The organism is Vogesella oryzagri, from assembly GCF_040148885.1.
GTDB classification, from domain to species: domain Bacteria; phylum Pseudomonadota; class Gammaproteobacteria; order Burkholderiales; family Chromobacteriaceae; genus Vogesella; species Vogesella oryzagri.
The window spans coordinates 418,509-441,322 of record NZ_JBEFLD010000003.1 but is presented as its reverse complement, the minus strand read 5'-3'; the positions used below and the strand labels follow the sequence as shown (position 1 = coordinate 441,322).

The following is a 22,814-nucleotide window of genomic DNA, read 5'->3' as shown; positions in this document are numbered from 1 at the left end:
AGCCGATTTTCCTTGGTGCATGCGGCAATGCAGCACACCAGACAGTGACACCCGAATGTAAATACATTCTCCCGGCAGCAATTAACATTCATTGACACTCGGAAAAGGGCCTCCGCATAATCGCCGCAACTGCTCATCCACAAGATGCCAAGCAGGTTTACCAAGTCACAGACTTAAGATCAGGGGAAACACAAGATGAATAAATTTGCTCGTCTGAGCCTTTTTGCAGCTGCCGCTATCGCACTGACTGCTTGCGGTAACAAAGAAGCAGCACCGGCAGGCGAAGCCTCCGCTGCAGCTGCCAGCACCGGCGGCGACACCGTGGTAAAAATCGGCCAAGTATCGCCGATGACCGGTCCGATCGCCCACCTGGGTAAGGACAACGAGTTTGGCGCCAAGCTGGCCATTGAAGACCTGAACGCCGAAGGCGTTGAAATTGGCGGCAAGAAAGTTAAATTCGAACTGGTTTCCGAAGATGACCAGGCCGACCCGAAAATCGGTACCCAGGTTGCCCAGCGTCTGGTTGACGCCGGTGTTGTTGGCGTCGTTGGCCACCTGAACTCCGGTACCACCATCCCGGCTTCCAAGATCTACTCCGATGCCGGCCTGCCGCAGATCTCCCCGTCCGCTACCAACCCGGACTACACCAAGCAGGGCTACAAGACCACCTTCCGCGTTATCGCCAACGACGTACAACAGGGTAAAGCCCTGGGCGAATTCGCAGTTGACGGCCTGAAAGCCAAGAAAGTGGCCATCATCGATGACCGCACTGCTTACGGCCAGGGTCTGGCTGACGAGTTCGAAAAAGCCGTTAAAGGCAAGGGCTCCTCGGTTGTGAAGCGCGAATTCACCACCAACACCGCCACTGACTTCAACGCCATTCTGACTTCCATCAAGGCTTCCCAGCCGGACGTGATCTTCTACGGCGGCATGGATGCGCAAGCTGGCCCGCTGGCCAAACAGATGCAGCGTCTGGGTATCAAGGCCAAGCTGATGGGTGGTGACGGCTGGCAGACTCCGGAGTTCGTGAAGCTGGCAGGTGAGGCTTCCGAAGGCCAGTACGCATCCAGCTGCGGCGTACCGCGCGACAAGATGCCGGGCTTTGCTGCCTTCAACGACAAGTTCAAGGCCAAGTTCAACACCGAAGTACAGATCTACGCTCCGTACGAGTACGACGCAGTTCGTGTACTGGTTGACGCCATGAAACGTGCCGGCTCTACCGACCCGAAAACCTACCTGGCTGAAGTTGGCAAAACCAACTACACCGGCGTAACCGGCCAGATCGCCTTCGACGAGAAGGGTGATATCAAGAACGGCGCGGTAACCGTGTACCAGGTTAAAGGCGGCAAGTGGGAAGTGGTTTCCACCGTTGGTGGCCCGGCTGCTGCTGCAGCACCGGCTTCCGCAGCCAACTAAGTACTTGTTTGTTTCCCAAACGGCACCGCAAGGTGCCGTTTTTGTTTTTGTATCATCTTGCACATCCGTAATCGCCTCGCTACCATGTTGCAGTGCGATGTCGATTGTATCCTTTCGATATTCTCCCTTCTGGCAGACCCATCACCCACGGGTTGCCGCCAGATTCTGTAGTAGCGCGTGCCCCAACAGGGCACCCGACCTCTGACAAAGATCACCAGAAACCAATAATTGATGCTCCCACGCAGGAGCAGGGACCGGCTTTACCTATGAAAATCGCAAATTTTGCCCTGGCCGCCGTTATGGCTGCCACCCTCGCCGCTTGCGGCAACTCCCAGCAATCCACCAGCCAGGAAGCCAGCGCCGCGGCGCCGGCAACCGCCGGCAAAGTGGTACGCATCGGTTCGGCCAACCCGCTGACCGGCCCGTTCGCTCACTGGGGTCGTGATGCCGACAACGGCGTCAAACTGGCCGTGGATGAAGCCAATGCCGAAGGTCTGACCCTGGATGGTCAGAAAGTAAGCTTCGAAGTGATGTCCGAAGATGATCAGGCCGATCCGAAAGCCGCAACCCAGGTAGCGCAGCGCTTTGTCGATGGTGGCGTTGCCGCCGTGGTTGGTCATCTCACCTCCGGCGCCGCCATTCCGGCCTCCCGCATCTACAACGATGCCGGCATTCCGATGGTGGCCGGCTCGGTAACCAGCCCGAAATTCACTCAGCAGGGTTACAACAACACCTTCCGCATCATTGCCAACGATCTGCAGCAAGGTCAGGCGCTGGCCAAGTTCGCCGTGGGCGAGCTGAAGGTGAAAAACGTTGCCATCATCGATGACCGCACCACTTACGGCCAGGGCCTGGCCGACGACTTTGCCAAGGCAGTGGAAGCCGCCGGCGGCAAGGTCGTGAAGCGCGAATACACCACCAACACCGCCACCGATTTCATGGCCATCCTCACCTCGCTGAAAGGCGCCAAGCCTGAGCTGCTGTTCTACGGCGGCATGGATGCCCAGGCCGGCCCGCTGGTGAAGCAGATGCGCAAGCTGGGCATGACCACCCGCTTCATGGGCGCTGACGGCGTGAATACCGCCGAGTTTGCCAAGCTGGCCGGCACCGCCGCCGAAGGCGCTTATGCCTCCAGCGCCGGCGCCTCCAAGGAACTGATGCCGGGCTTTGCCGCCTTCAACGACAAGTACAAGGCCAAGTTTGGCAGCGAGATCCAGGCCTACGCACCGTACACCTACGATGCCGCCAAGGTACTGATCGACGCCATGAAGCGCGCCGGCTCGGCCGACCCGAAGAAATTCCTGGCCGAAGTGGGCAAAACCCAACTGCAGGGGGTGACCGGTCCGATCGCCTTCGAAAGCAATGGCGACGTGAAAAACGGCACCGTTACCCTGTACCAGCTGCAAGGCGGCACCTGGAAAGGTGTGATCCCTGCGGCCAACGTTGCCGCCTCTGCCGCACAGTAACCCTGTCTGGCAATAAAAAAGCGCCCCCGCGGGCGCTTTTTTTTGTTTTGTCGGCAATGCGGTCGCCTAATCTGGCAGATAGGGTTCGACATGGCGCATGGCGCGGATGAGGTAGTCCTCTTTCTCCCCCACCGGGGCGACATAATGCAGCGCCTCCTGCGCCGCTTCGCGCCCCACCAGACGAGCAATCGTCCAGACCGCCAGATACTGCGCGGCCAGACAGCCCCCCGCGGTGGCAACATTGCCATTGGCAAAGAACGGCTGATTCAACACCGTCACGCCAGCCTCCTGTACCCAGGGCTTGGAGGTCAGATCGGTACAGGCCGCCACCTCCGCCAGCAAGCCGAGTTTCGCCAGCACCAGCGTCCCCGAACACTGCGCGCCGAGTAGTTGCCGGGCGGGATCAAACTGCATTTGAGCCATCAGGGTGGCATCCGCAACCACCTGCCGCGTCTGCATGCCACTGCCGACCAGTACCGCATCCGCCTGGCTGGCCTCCTGCAGCGGGATGTGCGACTCCAGTACTACACCATTCATCGAACGTACGCGGGATGTCGGGCTGGCGATCGATACGCGCCAGTCCGGCTGCTTGATGCGATTCAGGATGCCAAGCGCAATCAGGGAATCGAGTTCGTTAAAGCCGTCAAAGGTGAGGATAGCGATGTGCATGAGTCGTCTTTCTGTGCCAATGAGGTTGCGACAACACAGCGTAGGCCGAATAATCAATACAATCAAAAAATTGTCATGGATACATTACGCTATGGCCCCGCCTCGCTACAAACAGTTGGTAGACACGTTGGCCGCAGAGATTCGCACAGGGCAGCTACCGCCGGGCACCCGGCTGCCGACACACCGCCAGCTGGCCACCAAACAGCGGATTGCCCTGGTGACCGCTACACGGGTCTATGCCGAGCTGGAGGCCATGGGACTGGTGAGCGGCGAGCCGGGGCGCGGCACCTTTGTGCGCAATACCTCGCTGCCGCCCGGTCTGGGCATCGATCAACAGGCGGCCATGGCCGGCATGGTGGATCTCAACTTCAACAACCCGTCACTACCGGGACAGAGCGCCTTGCTGCGCGATGCCCTGCGCCAGCTGGCCGCCTCCGGCGATCTGGAAGGGCTGCTGCGCTACCAGCCGCATGGCGGGCGTCCGCATGAGCGCGCCATCGTCGCCCGTCACCTGGCCAGCCGTGGCCTGAACGTGCCCGGAGAGCAAGTGTTGATCGTCAGCGGCGCCCAGCATGGCCTGGCGGTAACGGCCATGGCGCTGCTACGACCCGGCGATGTCATTGCGACCGATGCGCTGACCTATCCTGGCTTCAAAGTACTGGCACAGGCGCAACAGCTGGAACTGCTCCCTATCCCGGGCACCGCTAGTGGCCCCGATCTGGCAGCGCTGGCGCAGCTATGTGCCAGCCGCCGGGTGCGAGCCGTCTACAGCATGCCGACCATGCACAACCCGCTGGGTTGGGTAATGAGCACCGCGCAACGCCAGCAACTGGTGTCGATTGCCCGCCGCCACGAGCTGCTGATCATCGAGGATGCGGCGTACGCTTTTCTCGTGGAACAAGCGCCGCCACCGTTGGCCGCACTGGCGCCGGAGCGAACCGTGTATGTGTCCGGGCTATCCAAGAGCGTAGCCACCGGGCTGCGTGTCGGCTTTGTCGCCACGCCGGCGCAGTGGGTGGCCGCCATCGAACGCGCGATCCGGGCAACCACCTGGAACACCCCCGGGGTGATGACAGCCCTCGCCTGCGGCTGGCTCGACGATGGCACAGTCATGCGGCTGGAAGCAGAAAAGCGCCAGGATGCAAAAAGCCGCCAGTCCCTGGCACGCGACATCCTCGCCGGGCGGCCTTACATCAGCCATCCCGCATCCTATTTTCTTTGGTTACCGTTGGGTGAAGAGGTGCGTGCCGAGCAAGTGGTGGCGCGACTCGGCGAGCAGCATGTCTCGGTGTCGACGGCAGAACCTTTCGCCACCACCGCGCACGTGCCGCACGCGATCCGGCTGGCGCTTGGTTCCACGGCGCCTGACGTGCTGCAACAGGCATTGCAAAAAGTGAAACAGGCAATCGACTACTACACGTATTGAGCACGCCCCGGCACAGCAAGCACTACCGGCTGATGCGTCCAGACTTGGCCGTGCGTCAGATAGCACTAATCGCCGGCAATAAAAAAAGCGCCGATGGGCGCTTTTTCATATGAGCACACGCGGCAACATCACACCGTCGCATCGGCCATTTTTTCCCCCAGCCTCACCGGGCGGGCCGGCGCCCACTCGGCGTTGAACTGCACGGTTTGCTGCGGGAACAGCAACACTACGGTAGAACCCAGCAGGAAGCGCCCCATCTCTTCGCCCTTGCGCAACTGGATGGCACCATCGTCATAGCGCCACTCGCGGACATCGCCACTGCGCGGCGGGTTGACGACGCCATGCCACGCGGTCGCCATGCTGCCAACGATGGTGGCACCGACCAGCACCAGCACCATCGGGCCATGCGGGGTAGCGAATTCGCACACCACCCGCTCATTGCGGGCAAACAAGCCGGGTACACCGCGGGCGGTGGTCGGGTTGACCGAGAACAGCTCGCCCGGCACATAGATCATGCGCTTGAGGGTGCCATCACACGGCATGTGGATACGGTGGTAATCGCGTGGGCTGAGATAGATGGTGGCGAAATGGCCATTGGCAAACGCCGCCGCCAGCTGGCTATCGCCACCGACAAGTGCGGTAGTGGAATAGTGATGGCCCTTGGCCTGGAACAGCTGATCCTGCTTGATGGCACCAAACTGGCTGATAGCACCATCCACCGGACAGATGAACGGCACCGCCGCCAACGGACGCGCGCCCGGCTTCAAGGCACGGGTGAAGAACTCGTTGAACGAGGCATAGCTGGCCGGATCCGGGTTGGCCGCTTCCGCCATGTTGACGTTGTAACGCTGGATGAAACGGCGAATCAGCGCCGTAGTGGCACCGCCACCCTTGGCATTGGCAATGCTGCCGGCAAAGCGGGTCAACGCCTGTTTCGGCAACAAGTACTGCGGCAATACAGCCAAGCGGTCACGCACAATTCATCCCTCGTCAAAAGCAGCCGCGCATTATAGCGGCAGCTAGACTGCGGCGACCAGAAAACCATTTATCCGGCCAGCCAATACAAAACATATCGGGCAATTATTCAGGACAAGAAATAAACAGGGCCATGCAAAACATTACACAGCTGCCAGCAACGCTGGCACGCCGTAACAGCCGCTGGCTGTTGCCCGGCACACTCCACCCTTAATTTTTTTTCATGAAAAACAACAATAAGCGGTACTGGCGCGAGCAAAAACATCATGCCGCCAATAAGCCACGGTAAACGGCGATGCCATACTGCTGCGACAGCCATGCCCGGCTACGGCCATTCTAAAAACGTTTAACCGGACACCCGGTCACGGCGCACCTGTCCGCTGCGGCCAACGTTGGCACCCTCATGCCGACGCAGGCAATCGCCACAGCCGGTCAGCCCCGAATGCAACAAGCGGCATGCCCCAGCCGGAACATGCCGCTTGTTCACCCAAAAAATACCGCTCAGGCCGCCAGAATCACCCGGTTGCGCCCCAAATGCTTGGCCTCGTACAAGGCTGCATCGGCGCGGCGCAGCCAGTGATCGACGTCGCTATCGTCATGGTGTGCCATGGCCACACCGATACTGATGGTCAGCTGCACCGAGGCGCTGCCCTCGTTGATCAGCGCCGCCTCCACCCGCTGGCGCACCCGCTCCGCCACCTCCAGCGCCGTCTCGCACTCGCAGCGGCGCAGCAACAGCACGAATTCCTCACCTCCGAAACGACCGGCCAGATCGCTGCTACGCACTTCGCGCCGCAGCAGACCGGCCACCATGCGAATCGCCTTGTCGCCGGCCATATGGCCATGCCGGTCATTGATGTGCTTGAACAGATCGATGTCCAGCATCAGCAGTGCCGCCCTCTCGCCCCGCAGCCGGCTGTTGTGCCAGCACTCCGCCAGCGCCTGATTGGTACTCTGGCGATTGGCAAGACCCGTCAGGCCGTCGGTACGCGCCTGCTCCGCCAGTTCGGCATTGGCACGGCCCAGTTGCTCCAGCAGCAGGTTGTTGGTGCGGTGCCAGTGCAGGAACATCTGGTAACCGAACATGCCCATGAATACCGAAACAAAGGCAATCACCCAGAAAAACGCCCAGATCATCGCGGACAGCCGATCCGCCGCGAAGCTGAGCTTGGCAACCGACTGGCTGTGCATCTCGGCCTGCACGCTCTCGGTCCCCAGCCAGATAGTGGTCAGTGCGTAGATCAGCACGCCGATGATCAGCGCGCCCATCAGCTGCAGCACCAGCTTGCGCGACTCGGTAGGCTGAATCGACAGCAACTGTTGATGCGCCGCCAGCCAGACCTCCACCCGTGGCCAGGTCAGCGCCAGCAGCGGCGCCACCAGCAGGGCATTCTGCAAAAAGTTACCCAGCCACCAGCCTTGCCAGATGGCAAACAGCGCCACCTGGTCCACCCGGTTGGTGTAGCACCACACCAGCGCAGCAGCGGAGCTGAACATGCTGCCAACGAAGGCCATCTGCAGGAAAAATACCAGCGCACGCCAGGAAAACAGCGAGCACGGCATCGCAATGGCGCGGTATCCCAGCACCATCACCCCCAGCCCGATGGGGTTGCCGCAGGCAAACAGCAACGCCCAATACCACGGCATGCCGGCGTACAGCGCCAGGGTCAGCGTGGACAGGTAGGCCGGCAGCGCGCCCCAGCCCCAGCCAAAGCACAGCGCCCACCAGGTACAGATCAGCAGCGGCGGATACACGGTAACGTACAGCACCGCACCACCAAAAGGCACCTCCAGCCCGGACCAGGCATAGATCACCGATGCCAGCCCCAGCATGATGCTGAGCAGGGTGGACAGCAGCCAGGCAGTAAAAAACGCGCTCTTGTGCGTGGTCGTGCCGTTGCGCCACAAGCGTCGAAAGCTGACGCTGTGGTACGCGTCAGCCATCTTCATGGCGGCAGAATGCGGCAGATCGGCACACAGAGTCATGGCATGATTTCGAAATGGTGAGCGGATGCTGGCGGGAAACCCACCATGCAAATTGCAATCAATGGATTAACCCTATCAGTAAACCCTATCACTATTAAGTTAAAACGCGTCCAGTTTCAAAAAAAGTTTAATGTCATGACATGCCTCGCACAAAAAGCGGCTCTACACTTGACGACACGTTGGCCGCAGCCGGCCCCACACCCCACAGCACCCTACCGCCGGAGCGGCAACACCACATTGAGCAACCTCCGCGGCAACCGCGACGCGCCCACCACACCGGCGTCGGCGGCTGTCACGGCAAGACAAGAGAGATGCACACCATGACCACCCTGCAACGCTGCGGCTGGTGCGGCGACGACCCGCAATACATTGCCTATCACGACGAGGAATGGGGCCACCCGGTACACGATGATCGCAAGCTGTTCGAAATGCTGATTCTGGAAGGCGCCCAGGCCGGGCTGTCGTGGATCACCATCCTGCGCAAGCGTGACAACTACCGCCGGCTGTTCCACGGCTTCGACCCGGCCCAAGTGGCCGCCATGAGTGCGGACGACGTGGAACGGCTGCTGCTGGAACCGGGCATCGTGCGCAACCGGCTGAAGGTGAACAGCGCCATCCGCAACGCGCGCGTATTTGTGGCCATGCAGCAGCAGTACGGCAGCTTTGCCCGCTGGCTGTGGGGCCACGTCGATAGCCAGCCGGTGGTCAATCACTGGACCAGCCTGGCCGAGTGCCCGGCCAGCACGCCGCTATCGGACCGCATCAGCAAGGCGCTGAAACAGCATGGCATGAACTTTGTCGGCAGCACGGTGATCTACGCCTTCCTGCAAGCCACTGGCGTGGTCAACGACCATCTGCTGAGCTGTCCCAACCACCCGCAGCATCACGGCGCGCGCTAGCGCCTGCCGGCCCCGTGCTGGCCTGGTGCGCCCCATACACGCACCAAGGTTGGCCGCATACCCGCAAGCTGCGGCCAACCTTTCGCCCCCTGCCCGCCGGCTCAGGCCAGTTCCAGCAGATGCACGTCCAGCGCGCCGTTGTCGTCGGCCACTTCCTGGCCGAACTCCATGATGGTGTCGTCGTCCGGGTCGCTGTGCCAGTTCACGGTCACATAGTTGCCGGCTACCGCGGCGGCGTTCAGCCGTTCGAAGATGGCCAGGATCGCCTTGGTGCTGGCGCTGTTGAAGTAGGCCAGCTGCACGTCCACGGTGATGTGCACGTGATCGAGGCTCGCCAGATAACCATGCAGCGCATGCATGATCGGCTCGAAGAACACCGCCGCGTTTTCCGGGTAGCACTCGCCTTTCAGCGCCAGCCGATGGTTGGCGAAATCGAAGTTCACTTCCGGGCTGTAGCTGCTGGCAGCAAGAAAAATGTTTTGCATGATCAGATAGTGGCTTTCAGATAGAACATGGTGGTGGGGCTGTGCGGGCCGTGCTCGTCGACAAAGTCGAACTCCACCGGGCCGCTGGCATCGCGTGCCACGGTGAGGAAGCCCAGGCCGGCACCCTTGCTCTCGGCGTCGTTGTCGGCGCGCAGTTTCTGCTTGTACAGCTGCTTGATGTCGTCGTTGTTCATGCCCAACAGCGGCGCCAGCTTGTCGCGGATGCGGTGCGACTGGTTGCGGTCCACCGGGTTGGCGCACACCACGTAGAACTGCCCATGGCGTTCCCCCACCCACAGCGCACCGCGGCGGATCTCCTGGTCGTCGCTTTCCGAGGCGGTCAGGTGCTCGGCGGAGTAATGCACCACGTTCTGCGCCATCTCGATGAACACCGAGAACAGCTTGCGGCGCTGTACATTGCTGGCGTCGGTCTGATTCAGCCGCAGCCGCAGCGCGTCGGCCATGGCGGTGACGATGGCCTGCGAGAAATAGCCGGTGTAGAAGAAGACCACGCTCTCGTCGCGGGCCAGGTTCTGGAAACGGTAGAAAGCGTCCAGGCTCATGCGTGCTGCTCCGTAAAGTGCATGCCGAACAGACTGACGTCGTCGCGGCGGCTGTTTTCGCCCTGCCAGTGGTGGAAGGCATCCAGCAGTGCCTGCCGCTGCACCGCCATCGGCTTGTGGGCGTGTTTGAGAATCTGTTCCTTGAAGCGCTTCTTGCCGAAGCAGATGCGCTTGGGGCCGCCGATCTGGTCGATGATGCCGTCGGTGCTGATGTACAGCCGGCTGCCCGGCTTCAGCTTCACGCGGCGGTTGTCCCACTGGTAATCCAGCGGCGTGGATACATAGCCGACGCCCTTTTTGTTGCCGTCGATCACTGTCACCTCGTCGCCGCCCTTGGGCAGCACGAAGATCGGGGTCTTGGCGCCGGCGAAGGTCAGCGTGTGGCTGGCGTTGTCGTACCAGCAGAAGGCGCAGTCCATGCCGTCGTCGGAGCGCACCTCGATGTTCTCGCCCGGCTGGCGCTCGTCGTCGGACAGCTGGCCCAACGATTCCTTCACCTGCCGGTTGATGTGCGACAGCAACGCCGCCGGGTTGTGCAGATCGTAGGTGCCCAGCACCTGCTTCAGCGCCGAGGCCATGATCAGCGTCATGAACGCCCCCGGCACGCCGTGGCCGGTGCAGTCGATCACCGCCACGAAGAAACCGTCGTCGCGCTTCACAAAGTAGTAGTAGTCGCCACCCACCACATCGCGCGGCTCCCACGCCATGAAGTAGTCGTCCAGGCAGGCGGCCATGTCGCGGCGCGAGCTCTGCAGGAAGGATTGCTGGATCACCGACGCGTAGTTGATGCTGTCCATCATCTGCTGATGCTTCTGCGCCTGCTGGTCGGCCAGCGCCTGCACCAGCGACACCCCCAGCCCGACGCCGGCGTAGTCGCCATCCACCGTCACTAGAAAGCCATCGGACAACACCTTGTCACCGCGCGACAGCGCCAGGTAGGACAACTCGGTGAGCGGCAGGTGGTAGTCCACCACCAGCGGGTTGGCATCCATGAACGCGGTGCACGGCTTGCGGCCGAAGATCTCGCGGTGGAACGGCCGCGCCAGCATGCTCATGAAATGGTTGCGGTTAATGATGCCCAGCGGCGCACCGTCGCGCACCACCGGCAGGTTGGACAGCTCCGGCTGGCTGGTGAACAGCTCCAGCACCTGGTAATTGCTGCTCTCCGGCGTTACCACCGGCGGGCTTTGCAACAGATGACCGGCTACCTGGGTTACGGCAGACAGCGCGGCACGATCGCTATGCATGGTGAATTCCTGCGTCAACTAACAATGCCGGCAGTGTAGGCAGCCAGCATTACTGGCCAGTGACGAAAATTTGAAATCGCTGTTAAACAAAAACCATCAGAATCCAGCGTCATTAATAAACGCCTGCCCGGCAATAGCGGCCACCAGCGCTACAAAGCCGCTGCCGCTGCCCGCCGGCTGATTTATAGTCACGGCATGCCATTTGCCTGCCATCACCCCATGCGCCACTACGCCCTGCTGCCCCTGCTGCTTGCCATCTTGCCCGCCGCCCATGCGGCCAACTGTGGCGGACTACCCGCTCTGAACGCCCCCACTGCGCGCGGGCTGTGTGCCGGCATCGTCGCCGACGGCCTGCTCCAGCCACGCGGTATCGCCCTGCTGACAGACGGCAGCGTGCTGGTCAGCGAGATGGTGCGCTGGGATGCACCCGCCGGGCGGCTGCTGCGTTTTACCCTCCAGGGCGGCGGCTGGCAGCGGCAGACGCTGCTGCGCAAGCTGGATCGCCCACACAGCGTGGCGCAGCTGGCGGATGGCAGCATCCTGCTGGGCGAGGTTGGCCGCATCAGCCGCTTCACGCTGCACAACCCGGCGCAGCGCCAGACACTGGCCACCCTGCCCGCTCGCCAGCGCCACCCGCTGACCACCTTCACCCTCGCCGGCGACAGCCTGTACGTGAACGTCGGCAGCAGCAGCAATAACTGCGAGCAGGCCAGCGCCGCCCAGCGCCAGGCCGGGCAATGCCCGGAAACGGCGGGCGATGCCGCCGCCGGCGTGGTGCGCCGCTACCTCTGGACGGGCAGCGCGCTGCAGTACCAAGGCATCTACGCCCGCGGCCTGCGCAACAGCATGGCCATCGCCGTACACCCGTCCGGCAGCGTGCTGCAGGTGGAAAACAGCCGCGATGGCATCCACCTGCCGCTGGGGCTGGCCAATGACAACGAGCTGCCGCATGACGAGCTGAACCTGCTGCAGAACGGCCAGCACTACGGCTGGCCGTTCTGCTACGACAACGCCGTAACCGCGCCGGAATTTCCGGGCTACAACTGTCGGCAGAGCACCAAGCCCCTGCGCCTGCTGCCGGCACATGCCGCCCCGCTGGGGCTGAGCTGGTGGCAAGGCAGCCACGCCCCCGCTGCCTGGCGCGGCTGGCTGGTGATCGGCTACCACGGCTACCGCCAGCACGGCCAGCGCGTGGTGGCCATGCCCGCCGACACCCGCGGCCTGCCTCGCGGTGCCGCAGTCACCCTGCTCGGGCCGTGGCGCGGTCAGCACGGTCCGGCGGGGCCGGTGGAGATCAAGAGCGCCGCCGATGGCAGCCTGTGGCTGACTGACGACCGCAACGGCCAGCTGCTGCGACTGGCGGCGCAACCCTAAACACCGCGCCAAGGTTGGCCGCAAGCCCCCTTGCTGCTACACTCCCGCGCCTTAGTCCGTTTCTATAGCCAAGTCATTGTGAACAAAGCCAAATTCTCTAGCCTCAACCTGCCTGACGCTCTGGTGTCCAACCTCGATAGCCTGGGCTATCACAGCATGACCGCGATTCAGGCCGCCAGCCTGCCCGCCATCCTGGACAACCGTGACGTGATTGCGCAGGCCAAAACCGGCAGCGGCAAGACGGCGGCGTTCGGCTTGGGCTTGCTGACCAGCATCAACCCGCGCTGGTTTGCCATTCAGGCACTGGTGCTGTGCCCCACCCGCGAGCTGGCCGACCAGGTAGCGCAGGAAATCCGCCGCCTGGCGCGCAGCATCGACAATGTAAAAGTGATCACCCTGTGCGGCGGCACGCCGATGGCACCGCAACGCGCCTCGCTGGAGCACGGCGCGCACATCGTGGTCGGCACCCCGGGCCGGCTGCAGGATCACCTGTCGCGCGGCACGCTGGAGCTGGCCGGGGTCAAGACCCTGGTGCTGGACGAAGCCGACCGCATGGTGGACATGGGCTTCATCGAAGAGATCGTCGGCATCGTGCGCGCCTGCCCGCGCCAGCGCCAGACGCTGATGTTCAGCGCCACCTACCCGGACAACATCCGCAAGCTGGCCGAGCAGTTCATGAAAAACCCGCACATGGTGCAGGTGGAAGCGCTGCACGATGCCGGCCAGATCGAACAATGGTGGTACGAGATCGATCCGGATCACCGCCTGGACGTGGTGGCGCGCATCCTGCAAAGCGTGCGGCCAACCTCGGCACTGGCGTTCTGCAATACCAAGCAGCGCTGCAAGGAGCTGGTGGAAGCGCTGCAGCAGGCCGGCTACTCTGCCATCGCGCTGTATGGCGAACTGGAGCAGCGCGACCGCGACCAGGTGCTGGCCCGCTTCGCCAGCAAGAGCGCCACCGTGCTGGTGGCCACCGACGTGGCGGCGCGCGGCCTGGACATCAAGGAACTGGACCTGGTGATCAACGTCGACGTGGCGCACGACCCGGAAGTGCACATCCACCGTATCGGCCGTACCGGCCGTGGCGAAAAACACGGTCTGGCGCTGACGCTGGTCAGCCCGAGCGACGCCCGCCGCGCCTCGGCGATCGAGGAATACCAGAAGGCCGACCTGAACTGGGAAGAGCTGGACGACCTGAAACCGGCTCCGGGCGGTGCGCTGCTGCCGCCGATGGTGATGCTGGAAATCGCCGGCGGCAAACGTGACAAGCTGCGCCCGGGCGACATCCTCGGCGCACTGACCGGTGAAGGCGGCCTGAGCGGCCCGCAGGTGGGCAAGATCACCGTGTTCGAGTTCAACACCTTCGTGGCGCTGGACCGCCACATTGCCAGCCAGGCCTTCGACCGCCTGTCGCGTGGCAAGATCAAGGCCAAGCAGTACAAGATGCGCCTGCTGGACTGAGCCCACATCCGTCCGCGCTGCCGCGCCATCCTGCCCGGGTGCCGCGGCATTTTTATTGTCCCGGCCCCGACCATGCTGGCCGGCAAACATATCGAGGCATGCACCATGAGCATCTCGCTGGACAAGGCCCGCCGTGAGCAGGCCATCGAATCGCTGCAGCGCTACGGCGCCGAAAACTTCGACGAAGCGCTGGGGCGGCTGCAAAGCGAGGCGCTGCTGGACTTCCTGCTGGCCGAAATCGGCCCCGCCATCTACAACCAGGCGGTGCGCGACGTGCAGGAACGGCTGCAGCAACGGGTGATGGAAGTGGACATCGAGGTCCACGAGGAAGAATTTGGCTGGTGGCAGGCGCGGCGCAAGCGCTGACTGCACCCGCAACATCCCGCTTGGTGAGCCCGACCAAGCAGCAGCCCGGACAGCTTGACGGTGCGGGTGTCCGCTGCGCGGACAATGGTTTGGGTGCCGGTTCCGCCCGGCATACGGGCAGGGGCTTGTCGCGCCAAGCCCCTGGCATCCCAAACGCCCCCGGTGGTCCGCGCAACCTCGCCCCAAAGGTTGGCCGCAAGGCGGCGGCGATTCGCCGCTTGCTAACGTCAAACGGCTCAGATGGCACCTTAAAACCTTGCGGCCAACCTTTTTGCCGGCGCGGCCCAACGGGGATGGGTTACTACCCAAACCGGTCATAGGCCGTTACCAGCCAATTGTCGTGCAAACAAAAACAGCCTGACCGCAGCCAGGCTGTTTCGCGACGCAAGTACCGCTTACTTCTTGGCCAGCTTGGCAAACGCCGCCGCCATCGCGCCACCGCCCTGCTCCTGCGGCGCCTGCTGCCGCGGTTTGCCGCCATTACGCGGTTCACTGCGACCGGCACCGCTGCGGCTGCTGCTGCCCGGTTCGTCGTCCAGGCGCATGGTCAGCGCAATGCGCTTGCGTGGCACATCCACCTCCAGCACCTTCACCTTCACCACCTGGCCGGCCTTCACCACCGTGCGCGGGTCGTCGACGAACTTGTTGGCCAGCGCCGAGATATGCACCAGGCCGTCCTGATGCACGCCGATGTCGACGAAGGCGCCGAAGTTGGCCACGTTGGTCACCACGCCTTCCAGCACCATGCCCGGCAGCAGGTCCTTGATGTCCTCCACCCCGTCCTTGAAGGTGGCGGTGGTGAACTCCGGACGCGGGTCGCGGCCCGGCTTTTCCAGTTCCTTCAGGATGTCGATCACCGTCGGCAGGCCAAAGCGCTCGTCGGTGTACTCGCTCGGGCGCACGCTCTTGATGAAGCTGATGTCGCCGATGATGTCCTTCACCGCACGGCCGCTGTGGCCGACGATTTTTTCCACCACCGGATAGGCTTCCGGGTGCACCGAAGACGCATCCAGCGGGTTGTCGCCCCCCATGATGCGTAGGAAGCCGGCGGCCTGTTCGAAGGTCTTGTCGCCGAGGCGGCTCACTTTCAGCAGCTCGCGGCGGCTCTTGAACGCGCCGTTGGCGTCGCGGTGCGCCACGATGTTAGCCGCCAGCGTGCTGTTGAGGCCGGAGATGCGGGTAAGCAGCGGCACCGACGCCATATTGACGTCCACGCCCACCGCGTTGACGCAGTCTTCCACCACCGCGTCCAGGCTGCGCGCCAGCTGGCTCTGGTTGACGTCGTGCTGGTACTGGCCGACGCCGATGGATTTGGGGTCGATCTTCACCAGCTCGGCCAGTGGGTCCTGCAGGCGGCGGGCGATGGACACCGCACCGCGCAGACTCACGTCGAGATCGGGAAATTCCTTGGCCGCCAGCTCAGAGGCGGAATACACCGAGGCGCCGGCCTCGCTGACCACGATCTTGGTCATGCCCAGCTGTGGGAAGGCGCGGATCAGTTCCTGCGCCAACTTGTCGGTTTCGCGGCTGGCGGTGCCGTTGCCGATGGCGATCAGATCGACTTTGTGGCGGGTGCACAGCGCGGCCAGGGTGGCGATGGAGCGGTCCCAGTCGCGGCGCGGCTCGTGCGGGTAGATGGTACTGGTGTCCAGCAGCTTGCCGGTGTTGTCCACCACCGCCACCTTGACGCCGGTACGCAGCCCCGGGTCCAGGCCCAGGGTGGCGCGCGGCCCGCCCGGGGCGGCCAGCAACAGGTCTTTCAGGTTGGCCGCAAACACCTTGATCGCCTCGGCATCGGCGGCATCCTTGATGCGCGCCATCAGCTCCAGTTCCAGCGACAGGAAAATCTTGGCGCGCCAGCACAGGCGCACGCTGTCCAGCAGCCACTTGTCGGCGGCGCGACCGGCGTCCTTGACGCCAAACTGCGCGGCGATGGCTTCTTCGTAACTGGAACGCTGGGTGATGGGCGTGTCGTCCGGCTGGTATTTTAGCGCCACGCTGAGCACGCCTTCGTTACGGCCGCGTAGCAGCGCCAGCGCGCGATGCGACGGCGTGGTTTTCAGCGACTCGCGGTGGGCAAAGTAGTCGGCGAACTTGGCGCCTTCCTGCTCCTTGCCGGCAATCACGCTGGCGGCCAGTTCGGCTTCATTCCACAGTTTTTCGCGCAGGCGGCCCAGCAGCGCGGCGTCCTCGGCAAAGCGCTCGATCAGGATGGCGCGGGCGCCGTCCAGTGCCGCCTTGGTATCGGCCACGCCCTTGCCCTCGTCCACGAAGCCTGCGGCCAACGTTTCCGGCACTTGCGTCGGGTCGGCCAGCAGGCTGTCGGCCAGCGGCTCCAGCCCGGCCTCGCGCGCGATCTGCGCCTTGGTACGGCGCTTGGGCTTGTACGGCAGGTACAGGTCTTCCAGCGTGGTCTTGTTGTCGGCACCGTAGATGGCTGCCTCCAGCTGCGGCGTCAGCTTGTCCTGCTCGGCAATGCTTTTCAGGATGGTGGCGCGGCGGTCGTCCAGCTCGCGCAGGTAGCCCAGGCGCTCGCCGAGCATGCGCAGCTGGGTATCGTCCAGCCCGCCGGTGACTTCCTTGCGGTAGCGGGCGATAAAGGGAATGGTGGCGCCTTCGTCGATCAGGTCGATGGTGGCGGTGACTTGCGCTTCGCGAACGTTCAGCTCGGTAGCCAGACGGCTGGCAATACTCTTCAACATGCGGCGTGTTTCTGTACGAAAAAACGGAAGCCGCTACTGTAACGGCATACACCGGAAAAGCAAGCCGGGCAGGCGCGGAAAACAAAAAAGCCCGGCTATGCCGGGCCCTGCGCAAACACTGCCTCCGCTACACCGCCACCGGGCGCAGCAGCCAGGCCTGTGCCTCTTCCACCGTGTCGAAATACTCGGGGTGGCTGCGGGTGAGCAGGCCGGAGATATGCGCGGCCAGGTTGATCCACACATCGTTGCGCACGATGGCGAAGCGGCCGAAATCGTTCTCGTGCGCCCGCATGAAGCGCACTTCTTCCATGGCCATGTCCAGGGTGAAATCCTTCATGCCGGACAGATCCAGCAGCACATCCGGCTTGCCGTGCTCTTCGGCGCGCTTGAGCAGAGCCTGTTCCAGCAGCTTGAAATCGCCGAGGGTAAACTCGTTGAACAGTGCCACATCCAGGCCATATTCCTGTTCGCGGATGGAAATCATGTCGGGCTCCTTTCTGGATAACGGCAACCAGCCCCCTTGCGAGCGGTGCCAACGGTCATTCTCTTCTGAATTCTAGCGTCGGCTGGCCAGAATGCCGCTGAGAATAATCAAACCCATGGCGGCCAGTTCGCCGATGCTCAGCACATGCTGCCACACCAGCACACCAAACAACGCGGAAAATACCACCGTGAGATAAGACAGGTTGGCCACCAGCAGTTTGCGGCCAACCTTGTAGGCGCGGGTCATCGCCAGCTGCGCGATCATCGCCGTCACCCCCAGCCCCAGCACCCACGGCAGGTTGGCCGCGGTCAGCGGCTGCCAGTCCTGCCCCAGCATCAGCAGCAGGCCGCCCAGGGTGGAGATCAGCGCAAAGTAGAACACCGTGCGCCATTCCGCCTCGCCGGCCTGACCCAGCTCGCGCACATGCAGATAGGACCAGCCGGCGAGAAAGCCGGACGCCAGCCCGATGACGCCCGGCCACAGCCCCACGCCCAGCAGCGTGGGCTTTAGCAGCAGCGCCACGCCGGCAAAGCCCAGCACCATGGCCAACAGTGCCGGCGGTGCCAGTTTTTCGCGCAGCAAGAGCACCGACAGCAAGGCCAGGAACAGCGGCGAGGTGTAGTTGAGAGTAACGGCGGTGGACAGCGGCAGGTGGCTGATGCCGTAGAAGTAGCACAGCAGCGACACGTAACCCAGCAGCCCGCGCTGCAGGTGGCGCGTCAGCAGCGGCGTGGCGAACGACTGCCGCCGCAGCAAGGCATTGCCGCCCAGCAGCAGCACGGCAAAGGCGGTGCGCCAGAACACCAGCTCCACCGTCCCCAGCGTGGCGGAAGCCAGTTTGACGAACACGCCCATCAGGCCGAAGCTGCCGGCGGCCAGCAGCATCCACAGCGCACCGTTCATCGGCCACCCCGGATCGCCAGCAGCCCGCAGGCGACGATCAGCAGCATGCCGGTCAGCGCCGATGCCGCCAGCGCCTGCCCCTGCAGCAGCACCCCCAGCAAGGCGGAAAACACCACGGTGAGGTAGGACAGGCTGGACACCAGATACTTGCGCCCTTCCTTGTAGGCACGCGTCATCGCCAGCTGCCCCCACAACCCGAACAGCCCCACCGCCAGCAGCTGCAGCAGCGCCGGCAGATCCGGCAGCGAGAAGCCGCCACGCAGCAGCACCATCCCCAGGCCGAACAGCGATGCCAGCAGGAAGAACCAGAACACGATCACCGACGGCGCCTCGCCCAGCTCGCCCAGCTCGCGCACATGGAATACCGCCAGCCCGGCGCACAGGCCGGAGCCCAGCCCGATCAGCCCCGGCAGCCATTGCCCGGCGTCAAAACTGGGGCGCAGGATGAAGCTGATGCCGGCAAAGCCCAGCAGCAGCGCCAGCAGCACCGGCGGCGACAGCCGCTCGCCGCGCAACAGCACGAAGCACAGCGCGAACGACAGCGACGAGGTGTAGTTGAGCGTGACGGCGGTAGCCAGCGGCAGGTGCGCCAGCGCGTAGAACAGCATCGCCATCGACAGGTAGCCCATCAGGCTGCGTTTGACGTGGGCACCCAGATGCGGGGAGAACAGCTGTTCATGGCGGCGCAGCATCGGTGGCAGCAACACCAGCAGGCCGACAAAGGTGCGATAGAACAGTACTTCGAAGGAATCAAAACGGGTGCCAAGGTTGGCCGCAAAGAAGCTCATCAGCGCAAAGCACAGCGCGGCAATCACCATCCAGCCCGACCCCAGGCGGGCAAACCACTGCTGCATGCCTAAGCCTCCTTGCCGCCACGCACCACCGTCGCACCCAGGCACAGCGCGGCAAACGCCTTGCGGTAGCGGTGGAACTCGGAAGCGTTGGCGGCACAGTCGGCCCACAAGGCATTGCGCCCGTCCTGCTGCACCACGCGCAGATGATTGCGCACGATCCACAGGCTGTTCTGCACGTATTCGCCCTCGCGGTATTCCAGCACCAGGCGGCCGATATTGCGCTGCAGCTGCACCTTGCCGGCGACCTCGCGCTCGCCCTGCGGCTTGCGGTAGTTGTCAGCCAGCTTGGCCATCGGTTCCTTGCCGCGCAGGCGCTCGCGCCACAGCCGCACGCTGACGCCGCTGCGTTCGCGGTCTTCCACCTGCGGCGGCAGCACGCGAATGCCGCCCTGGCTATCCGGGCGCACCTTCCAGCCGGCCGGCAGATCGAAACTCACGCCCAACGCGGGGTTGCGGTACGGGGCCGCGGAGACAGTAGAGGCAAGCAACAGCAGGACGGGCAGCAGGCGGTAACAGCGCATGGGGGGGTGGCAGTCGGCAAGGGAACAGCGCGGGAAAGCCGCGCTGCGGGCGGCCGGCAACGCACCTGCGTGACAGCAGCGGCTCGGGTAGAACCGGGCAACACGGCAGGCAATGCCATCGGCAGCCTTATTGTTTTCGGGGTGGGCGCCACTTGCCAGGCAAACGGCGACTACCAATAACTACGGCGCGGAAATCCGCGCCGTAGTTATTGTGCCGCACAATACAGTGTCTTAGCCAGCCAGATGTTCGCCCATCAGCCGGCGATAGAACTCGTGGAAGTGCTGCATGCCGTCCTCGGTGGGCGACTGGTAGGGGCCGACTTCACTTTCACCACGCAGCCACAGCGCCTTGCGGCCCTCGTGCATGCGCTGGCAGATTTCATCGTCTTCCACCGCGGTTTCAAAGTAGGCGGCCTGCTCGGCCTCGATGAAGTCCGGCTCGAACCACAGGATGTCTTCCGGGTAGTAGAACTCGGTAATCACCGTGCACTGCTCCGGCCCCTTGGGGATCACCACGCTGACCACCAGCACATGCGGATACCACTCCACCATGATGTTAGGGTAGTAGGTCAACCAGATGGCGCCGTATTCCGGCTGCTGGTCGGCATAGCGCTTGATCACTTCTTCGTGCCACTTGCCGTACACCTTGCTGCCGGAGCGGGCCAGCTTGTTTTTCACGCCCACGGTCTGCACATGGTAGTGGTCGCCCCACTCCCATTTCAGGTCACCGCAATCGACGAAGTTACCCAGGCCCGGGTGGAACGGATCAACGTGATAGTCCTCGGAATACACCTCGATGAAGGTCTTCCAGTTGAAGCTGTATTCGGTGGTAAAGGACTTGTGATAGCCGTAGCCTTCGAACGTCATGTGCCGGGCCACGCCCAGCTTGGCCAGGTCGCGGCCAACGTCGCGGCGGGCATCGAACAGCAGACCGTTCCAGCTGGTGAGTTCGGTCTGGTTCAGGTTCAGGCACGGCGTTTCCGGGAAATGCGGCGCCCCCACCAGCTGGCCGGCATTGTCGTAGGTCCAGCCGTGCAGATTGCACACGATGTGGTTGCCATTGCCGCGCCCCTGGTAGATCAGGGCCTGGCGATGACGGCAGACGTTGGAGATCAGCTTGATGTCGCCGGCGACATTCTTGAGCATCTTGCCGTGGCCCATCCAATCCAGCGTCTGATAGTCGCCGGCGTTCGGCACCATCAGTTCGTGGCCATAGTATTGCGGGGCATCGGCAAACAGGGTCTTCTGCTCCAGCGCGTAGTAGGCCGGATCGAAGTAGGTATGAATGGGCAACTGCGCGGCAGAAGCCTGGAGCAACTGGGACGAAGCCAGATCAGACATTATTCCCACACCTCCGTGGAAGAAGATATAAGACCAGCCGAATCTCGCTCTTAACGAGTTTACGGAGAGCTATAAAAAGAAAAATCAATCGATAGTGCGGGTTAGACGCAGGCACCCCCGCGATCGAGGCCGGGATTTTGGGCCAAATCCCCCCCTGGGGCAAGCGTTTTTTGCCGCGATTTTTGTGCCAAGTCAACAGATTGCCACGGTAAATATGGTCAACCCCGCTGCTGGAAAATTTCGAGCGTAAAACCCGTTTGCTTTCATGGCCTTGTCTTAAGACGCCAGCACAATAAGCGCCAGAAACCAGCCTCCTCCGGCAACGGGAAAGCCCCTATGGTGCAATGCACCACAAACAGCGATAATGCCGCCTCCTGCAACGCTGACAGCCCGGTCTGGCATCGCGTGCGGCAATAACAACAACACGCAACCACGGCACAGACTCTTTGTTTCGCAGTCTTACCGCTTACGGATCCAACATGATCACCCACACTCTCGTCATCAACTGCGGCAGCTCGTCGCTGAAATTCGCGCTGATCAACCCGGCTGGCCAGCTCACCACCCTCACCGGCCTGGCGGAAAAACTCGGCCTGCCCGATGCCTGCATCAGCTTCAAGCAGGACGGCAGAAAAGTGATGCTCTCGCTGGCGCAAGGCAACCACAGCGGTGCCATGCGAGCGATCCTGAGCTACCTGAACGAGCGCGAACTGACCAGCAGCGTGACCGCTATTGGCCACCGCGTGGTGCATGGCGGCGAGACCTTCAAGCACTCCACCCTGATCGACGCCGGCGTGATCGCCGCCATCGAGGACTGCGCCCGTCTGGCGCCGCTGCACAACCCGGCGCACCTCTTGGGCATCCGCACCGCGCTGGAATGCTTCCCTGGCCTGCCGCAGGTGGCGGTGTTCGATACCGCCTTCCACCAGACCATGCCGCAGCACGCCTATCTGTACGCCGTGCCGATGGCGCTGTACCGCGAGCACGGCGTGCGCCGCTACGGCTTCCACGGCACCAGCCATCGCTTTGTCACCGCCGAAGCGGCCAACATGCTGGGCAAGCCGCTGGCCGATACCGCCTTTGTCAGCGCCCACCTCGGCAACGGCGCCTCAGTCGCCGCGGTGCTGGGCGGTAACAGCGTGGACACCAGCATGGGGCTGACCCCGCTGGAAGGGCTGGTGATGGGCACCCGCTCCGGCGATATCGACCCGGGCATCTTTGGCTATCTGGCCACCGCGCTGGACACCGATGTGCAGGGCGTCACCGATCTGCTGAACAAACAATCCGGCCTGCTGGGGCTGTCCGAGCTGTCCAGTGACTGCCGCGAGCTGGAAGACGCCGCCGCCGCCGGCCACACCGGCGCCATCATCGCGCTGGAAGTATTCGCCTACCGCCTGGCCAAGCAGATCGCCGCCATGACGGTAGCGCTGGGGCGCCTGGACGCGGTGCTGTTTACCGGCGGCATCGGCGAAAACTCGCCGCTGCTGCGCGGCAAGGTGATCAAGCTGCTGGGCTTCCTCGGCCTGACGCTGGACGCGGCGGCCAACGCCGCCGCCTGCCGCGGCGAGTCCGGCCGCATTACCCACGCCGACGGCACCGCCGCGCTGGTGGTCAACACCAATGAAGAACTGATGATCGCGCTGGATACCGCCGCCCTCACCGGCCAGCAAGGAGCCTGA

General features: G+C 63.2%; 20 protein-coding genes. 8 read left to right on the top strand and 12 right to left on the bottom strand.

Going from position 1 to position 22,814, the window contains the following annotated elements; all coding sequences use genetic code 11:
• The first annotated feature begins 195 nt into the window (after positions 1-195).
• Together ABNW52_RS07280 and ABNW52_RS07275 are read left to right on the top strand one after the other, a co-directional pair.
• Positions 196-1,416, top strand: a complete 1,221-nt coding sequence (locus tag ABNW52_RS07280) for a branched-chain amino acid ABC transporter substrate-binding protein (RefSeq protein ID WP_349585890.1) — start codon at positions 196-198, stop codon at positions 1,414-1,416.
• A gap of 266 nt (positions 1,417-1,682) precedes the next feature.
• Positions 1,683-2,882 carry a branched-chain amino acid ABC transporter substrate-binding protein gene (locus tag ABNW52_RS07275; protein ID WP_349585888.1) on the top strand — a complete coding sequence of 400 codons (1,200 nt, stop codon included), beginning with the start codon at positions 1,683-1,685 and terminating at the stop codon, positions 2,880-2,882.
• Between the two features lie 66 nt (positions 2,883-2,948).
• On the opposite strand, the gene ABNW52_RS07270 is transcribed toward ABNW52_RS07275, so the two are convergent.
• Entirely contained in the window at positions 2,949-3,551 is a 603-nt protein-coding gene (locus tag ABNW52_RS07270; protein WP_349585886.1) for a DJ-1/PfpI family protein, read from the bottom strand.
• A 91-nt stretch (positions 3,552-3,642) separates the two neighbouring features.
• Between ABNW52_RS07270 and ABNW52_RS07265 the strand changes: the two genes are divergently transcribed.
• Entirely contained in the window at positions 3,643-4,977 is a 1,335-nt protein-coding gene (locus tag ABNW52_RS07265; RefSeq protein ID WP_349585884.1) for an aminotransferase-like domain-containing protein, read from the top strand.
• A 128-nt stretch (positions 4,978-5,105) separates the two neighbouring features.
• Here the strand turns inward: ABNW52_RS07265 and asd are convergent, their stop codons facing one another.
• Together asd and ABNW52_RS07255 are read right to left on the bottom strand one after the other, a co-directional pair.
• A complete protein-coding gene (gene asd / locus ABNW52_RS07260; RefSeq protein ID WP_349585882.1) occupies positions 5,106-5,954 on the bottom strand; it encodes an archaetidylserine decarboxylase in 849 nt (282 codons plus the stop codon).
• Between the two features lie 499 nt (positions 5,955-6,453).
• Positions 6,454-7,938: a GGDEF domain-containing protein gene (locus tag ABNW52_RS07255; protein ID WP_349585880.1), complete on the bottom strand. Its 1,485-nt coding sequence runs from the start codon at positions 7,936-7,938 to the stop codon at positions 6,454-6,456.
• A 320-nt stretch (positions 7,939-8,258) separates the two neighbouring features.
• Between ABNW52_RS07255 and ABNW52_RS07250 the strand changes: the two genes are divergently transcribed.
• On the top strand, positions 8,259-8,837 hold the full coding sequence (locus ABNW52_RS07250) for a DNA-3-methyladenine glycosylase I (RefSeq protein WP_349585878.1): 579 nt from the start codon (positions 8,259-8,261) through the stop codon (positions 8,835-8,837).
• Between the two features lie 101 nt (positions 8,838-8,938).
• Here ABNW52_RS07250 and ABNW52_RS07245 read toward each other — a convergent pair whose 3' ends face one another.
• From ABNW52_RS07245 to ABNW52_RS07235, 3 genes are read right to left on the bottom strand one after another with little or no spacing between them, the layout of a single operon-like run.
• Complete coding sequence (locus ABNW52_RS07245; RefSeq protein ID WP_349585876.1) at positions 8,939-9,322, bottom strand: DUF1987 domain-containing protein; 384 nt, start codon at positions 9,320-9,322, stop codon at positions 8,939-8,941.
• Between the two features lie 2 nt (positions 9,323-9,324).
• Positions 9,325-9,885 (bottom strand): SiaB family protein kinase, encoded by a 561-nt coding sequence (locus ABNW52_RS07240; protein ID WP_349585874.1) that lies wholly within the window; start codon positions 9,883-9,885, stop codon positions 9,325-9,327.
• Positions 9,882-11,132, bottom strand: coding sequence for a SpoIIE family protein phosphatase (locus ABNW52_RS07235; RefSeq protein ID WP_349585872.1), 1,251 nt, complete (start codon positions 11,130-11,132; stop codon positions 9,882-9,884). Before ABNW52_RS07235 ends, ABNW52_RS07240 begins: the two co-directional genes overlap by 4 nt.
• Positions 11,133-11,351: 219 nt before the next feature.
• Between ABNW52_RS07235 and ABNW52_RS07230 the strand changes: the two genes are divergently transcribed.
• The 3 genes from ABNW52_RS07230 to ABNW52_RS07220 all read left to right on the top strand — a co-directional run bounded on the left by ABNW52_RS07230 (position 11,352) and on the right by ABNW52_RS07220 (position 14,333).
• A complete protein-coding gene (locus ABNW52_RS07230) occupies positions 11,352-12,506 on the top strand; it encodes a PQQ-dependent sugar dehydrogenase (RefSeq protein ID WP_349585870.1) in 1,155 nt (384 codons plus the stop codon).
• Between the two features lie 78 nt (positions 12,507-12,584).
• A complete protein-coding gene (dbpA, locus tag ABNW52_RS07225) occupies positions 12,585-13,967 on the top strand; it encodes an ATP-dependent RNA helicase DbpA (RefSeq protein ID WP_349585868.1) in 1,383 nt (460 codons plus the stop codon).
• Between the two features lie 105 nt (positions 13,968-14,072).
• The gene (locus ABNW52_RS07220) at positions 14,073-14,333 is read left to right on the top strand and encodes a DUF2164 domain-containing protein (protein WP_349585866.1); all 261 of its coding nucleotides are present in this window, start codon (positions 14,073-14,075) and stop codon (positions 14,331-14,333) included.
• Positions 14,334-14,728: 395 nt separating this feature from the next.
• On the opposite strand, the gene ABNW52_RS07215 is transcribed toward ABNW52_RS07220, so the two are convergent.
• The 6 genes from ABNW52_RS07215 to ABNW52_RS07190 all read right to left on the bottom strand — a co-directional run bounded on the left by ABNW52_RS07215 (position 14,729) and on the right by ABNW52_RS07190 (position 21,138).
• Complete coding sequence (locus ABNW52_RS07215; protein ID WP_349585864.1) at positions 14,729-17,035, bottom strand: Tex family protein; 2,307 nt, start codon at positions 17,033-17,035, stop codon at positions 14,729-14,731.
• Between the two features lie 127 nt (positions 17,036-17,162).
• Positions 17,163-17,519, bottom strand: a complete 357-nt coding sequence (locus ABNW52_RS07210) for a SpoIIAA family protein (protein ID WP_349585862.1) — start codon at positions 17,517-17,519, stop codon at positions 17,163-17,165.
• Between the two features lie 72 nt (positions 17,520-17,591).
• On the bottom strand, positions 17,592-18,422 hold the full coding sequence (locus tag ABNW52_RS07205; protein ID WP_349585860.1) for a DMT family transporter: 831 nt from the start codon (positions 18,420-18,422) through the stop codon (positions 17,592-17,594).
• A complete protein-coding gene (locus ABNW52_RS07200) occupies positions 18,419-19,276 on the bottom strand; it encodes a DMT family transporter (RefSeq protein ID WP_349585858.1) in 858 nt (285 codons plus the stop codon). Before ABNW52_RS07200 ends, ABNW52_RS07205 begins: the two co-directional genes overlap by 4 nt.
• 2 nt (positions 19,277-19,278) lie before the next feature.
• On the bottom strand, positions 19,279-19,713 hold the full coding sequence (locus tag ABNW52_RS07195; RefSeq protein WP_349585856.1) for a hypothetical protein: 435 nt from the start codon (positions 19,711-19,713) through the stop codon (positions 19,279-19,281).
• 315 nt (positions 19,714-20,028) lie between these two features.
• Positions 20,029-21,138, bottom strand: a complete 1,110-nt coding sequence (locus tag ABNW52_RS07190) for an aromatic ring-hydroxylating oxygenase subunit alpha (protein WP_349585854.1) — start codon at positions 21,136-21,138, stop codon at positions 20,029-20,031.
• Positions 21,139-21,617: 479 nt separating this feature from the next.
• Here ABNW52_RS07190 and ABNW52_RS07185 point away from each other — a divergent pair, with 479 nt between their 5' ends.
• Positions 21,618-22,814 (top strand): acetate kinase, encoded by a 1,197-nt coding sequence (locus ABNW52_RS07185; protein ID WP_349585852.1) that lies wholly within the window; start codon positions 21,618-21,620, stop codon positions 22,812-22,814.

Bases quoted from the DNA above. Each gene is read 5' to 3' on its own strand.
- ABNW52_RS07280 (WP_349585890.1), top strand. From the start codon at position 196: ATGAATAAATTTGCTCGTCTGAGCCTTTTTGCAGCTGCCGCTATCGCA.
- ABNW52_RS07275 (WP_349585888.1), top strand. From the start codon at position 1,683: ATGAAAATCGCAAATTTTGCCCTGGCCGCCGTTATGGCTGCCACCCTC.
- ABNW52_RS07270 (WP_349585886.1), bottom strand. From the start codon at position 3,551: ATGCACATCGCTATCCTCACCTTTGACGGCTTTAACGAACTCGATTCC.
- ABNW52_RS07265 (WP_349585884.1), top strand. From the start codon at position 3,643: ATGGCCCCGCCTCGCTACAAACAGTTGGTAGACACGTTGGCCGCAGAG.
- ABNW52_RS07255 (WP_349585880.1), bottom strand. From the start codon at position 7,938: ATGACTCTGTGTGCCGATCTGCCGCATTCTGCCGCCATGAAGATGGCT.
- ABNW52_RS07250 (WP_349585878.1), top strand. From the start codon at position 8,259: ATGACCACCCTGCAACGCTGCGGCTGGTGCGGCGACGACCCGCAATAC.
- ABNW52_RS07245 (WP_349585876.1), bottom strand. From the start codon at position 9,322: ATGCAAAACATTTTTCTTGCTGCCAGCAGCTACAGCCCGGAAGTGAAC.
- ABNW52_RS07240 (WP_349585874.1), bottom strand. From the start codon at position 9,885: ATGAGCCTGGACGCTTTCTACCGTTTCCAGAACCTGGCCCGCGACGAG.
- ABNW52_RS07235 (WP_349585872.1), bottom strand. From the start codon at position 11,132: ATGCATAGCGATCGTGCCGCGCTGTCTGCCGTAACCCAGGTAGCCGGT.
- ABNW52_RS07230 (WP_349585870.1), top strand. From the start codon at position 11,352: ATGCGCCACTACGCCCTGCTGCCCCTGCTGCTTGCCATCTTGCCCGCC.
- ABNW52_RS07220 (WP_349585866.1), top strand. From the start codon at position 14,073: ATGAGCATCTCGCTGGACAAGGCCCGCCGTGAGCAGGCCATCGAATCG.
- ABNW52_RS07215 (WP_349585864.1), bottom strand. From the start codon at position 17,035: ATGTTGAAGAGTATTGCCAGCCGTCTGGCTACCGAGCTGAACGTTCGC.
- ABNW52_RS07210 (WP_349585862.1), bottom strand. From the start codon at position 17,519: ATGATTTCCATCCGCGAACAGGAATATGGCCTGGATGTGGCACTGTTC.
- ABNW52_RS07205 (WP_349585860.1), bottom strand. From the start codon at position 18,422: ATGAACGGTGCGCTGTGGATGCTGCTGGCCGCCGGCAGCTTCGGCCTG.
- ABNW52_RS07200 (WP_349585858.1), bottom strand. From the start codon at position 19,276: ATGCAGCAGTGGTTTGCCCGCCTGGGGTCGGGCTGGATGGTGATTGCC.
- ABNW52_RS07190 (WP_349585854.1), bottom strand. From the start codon at position 21,138: ATGTCTGATCTGGCTTCGTCCCAGTTGCTCCAGGCTTCTGCCGCGCAG.
- ABNW52_RS07185 (WP_349585852.1), top strand. From the start codon at position 21,618: ATGATCACCCACACTCTCGTCATCAACTGCGGCAGCTCGTCGCTGAAA.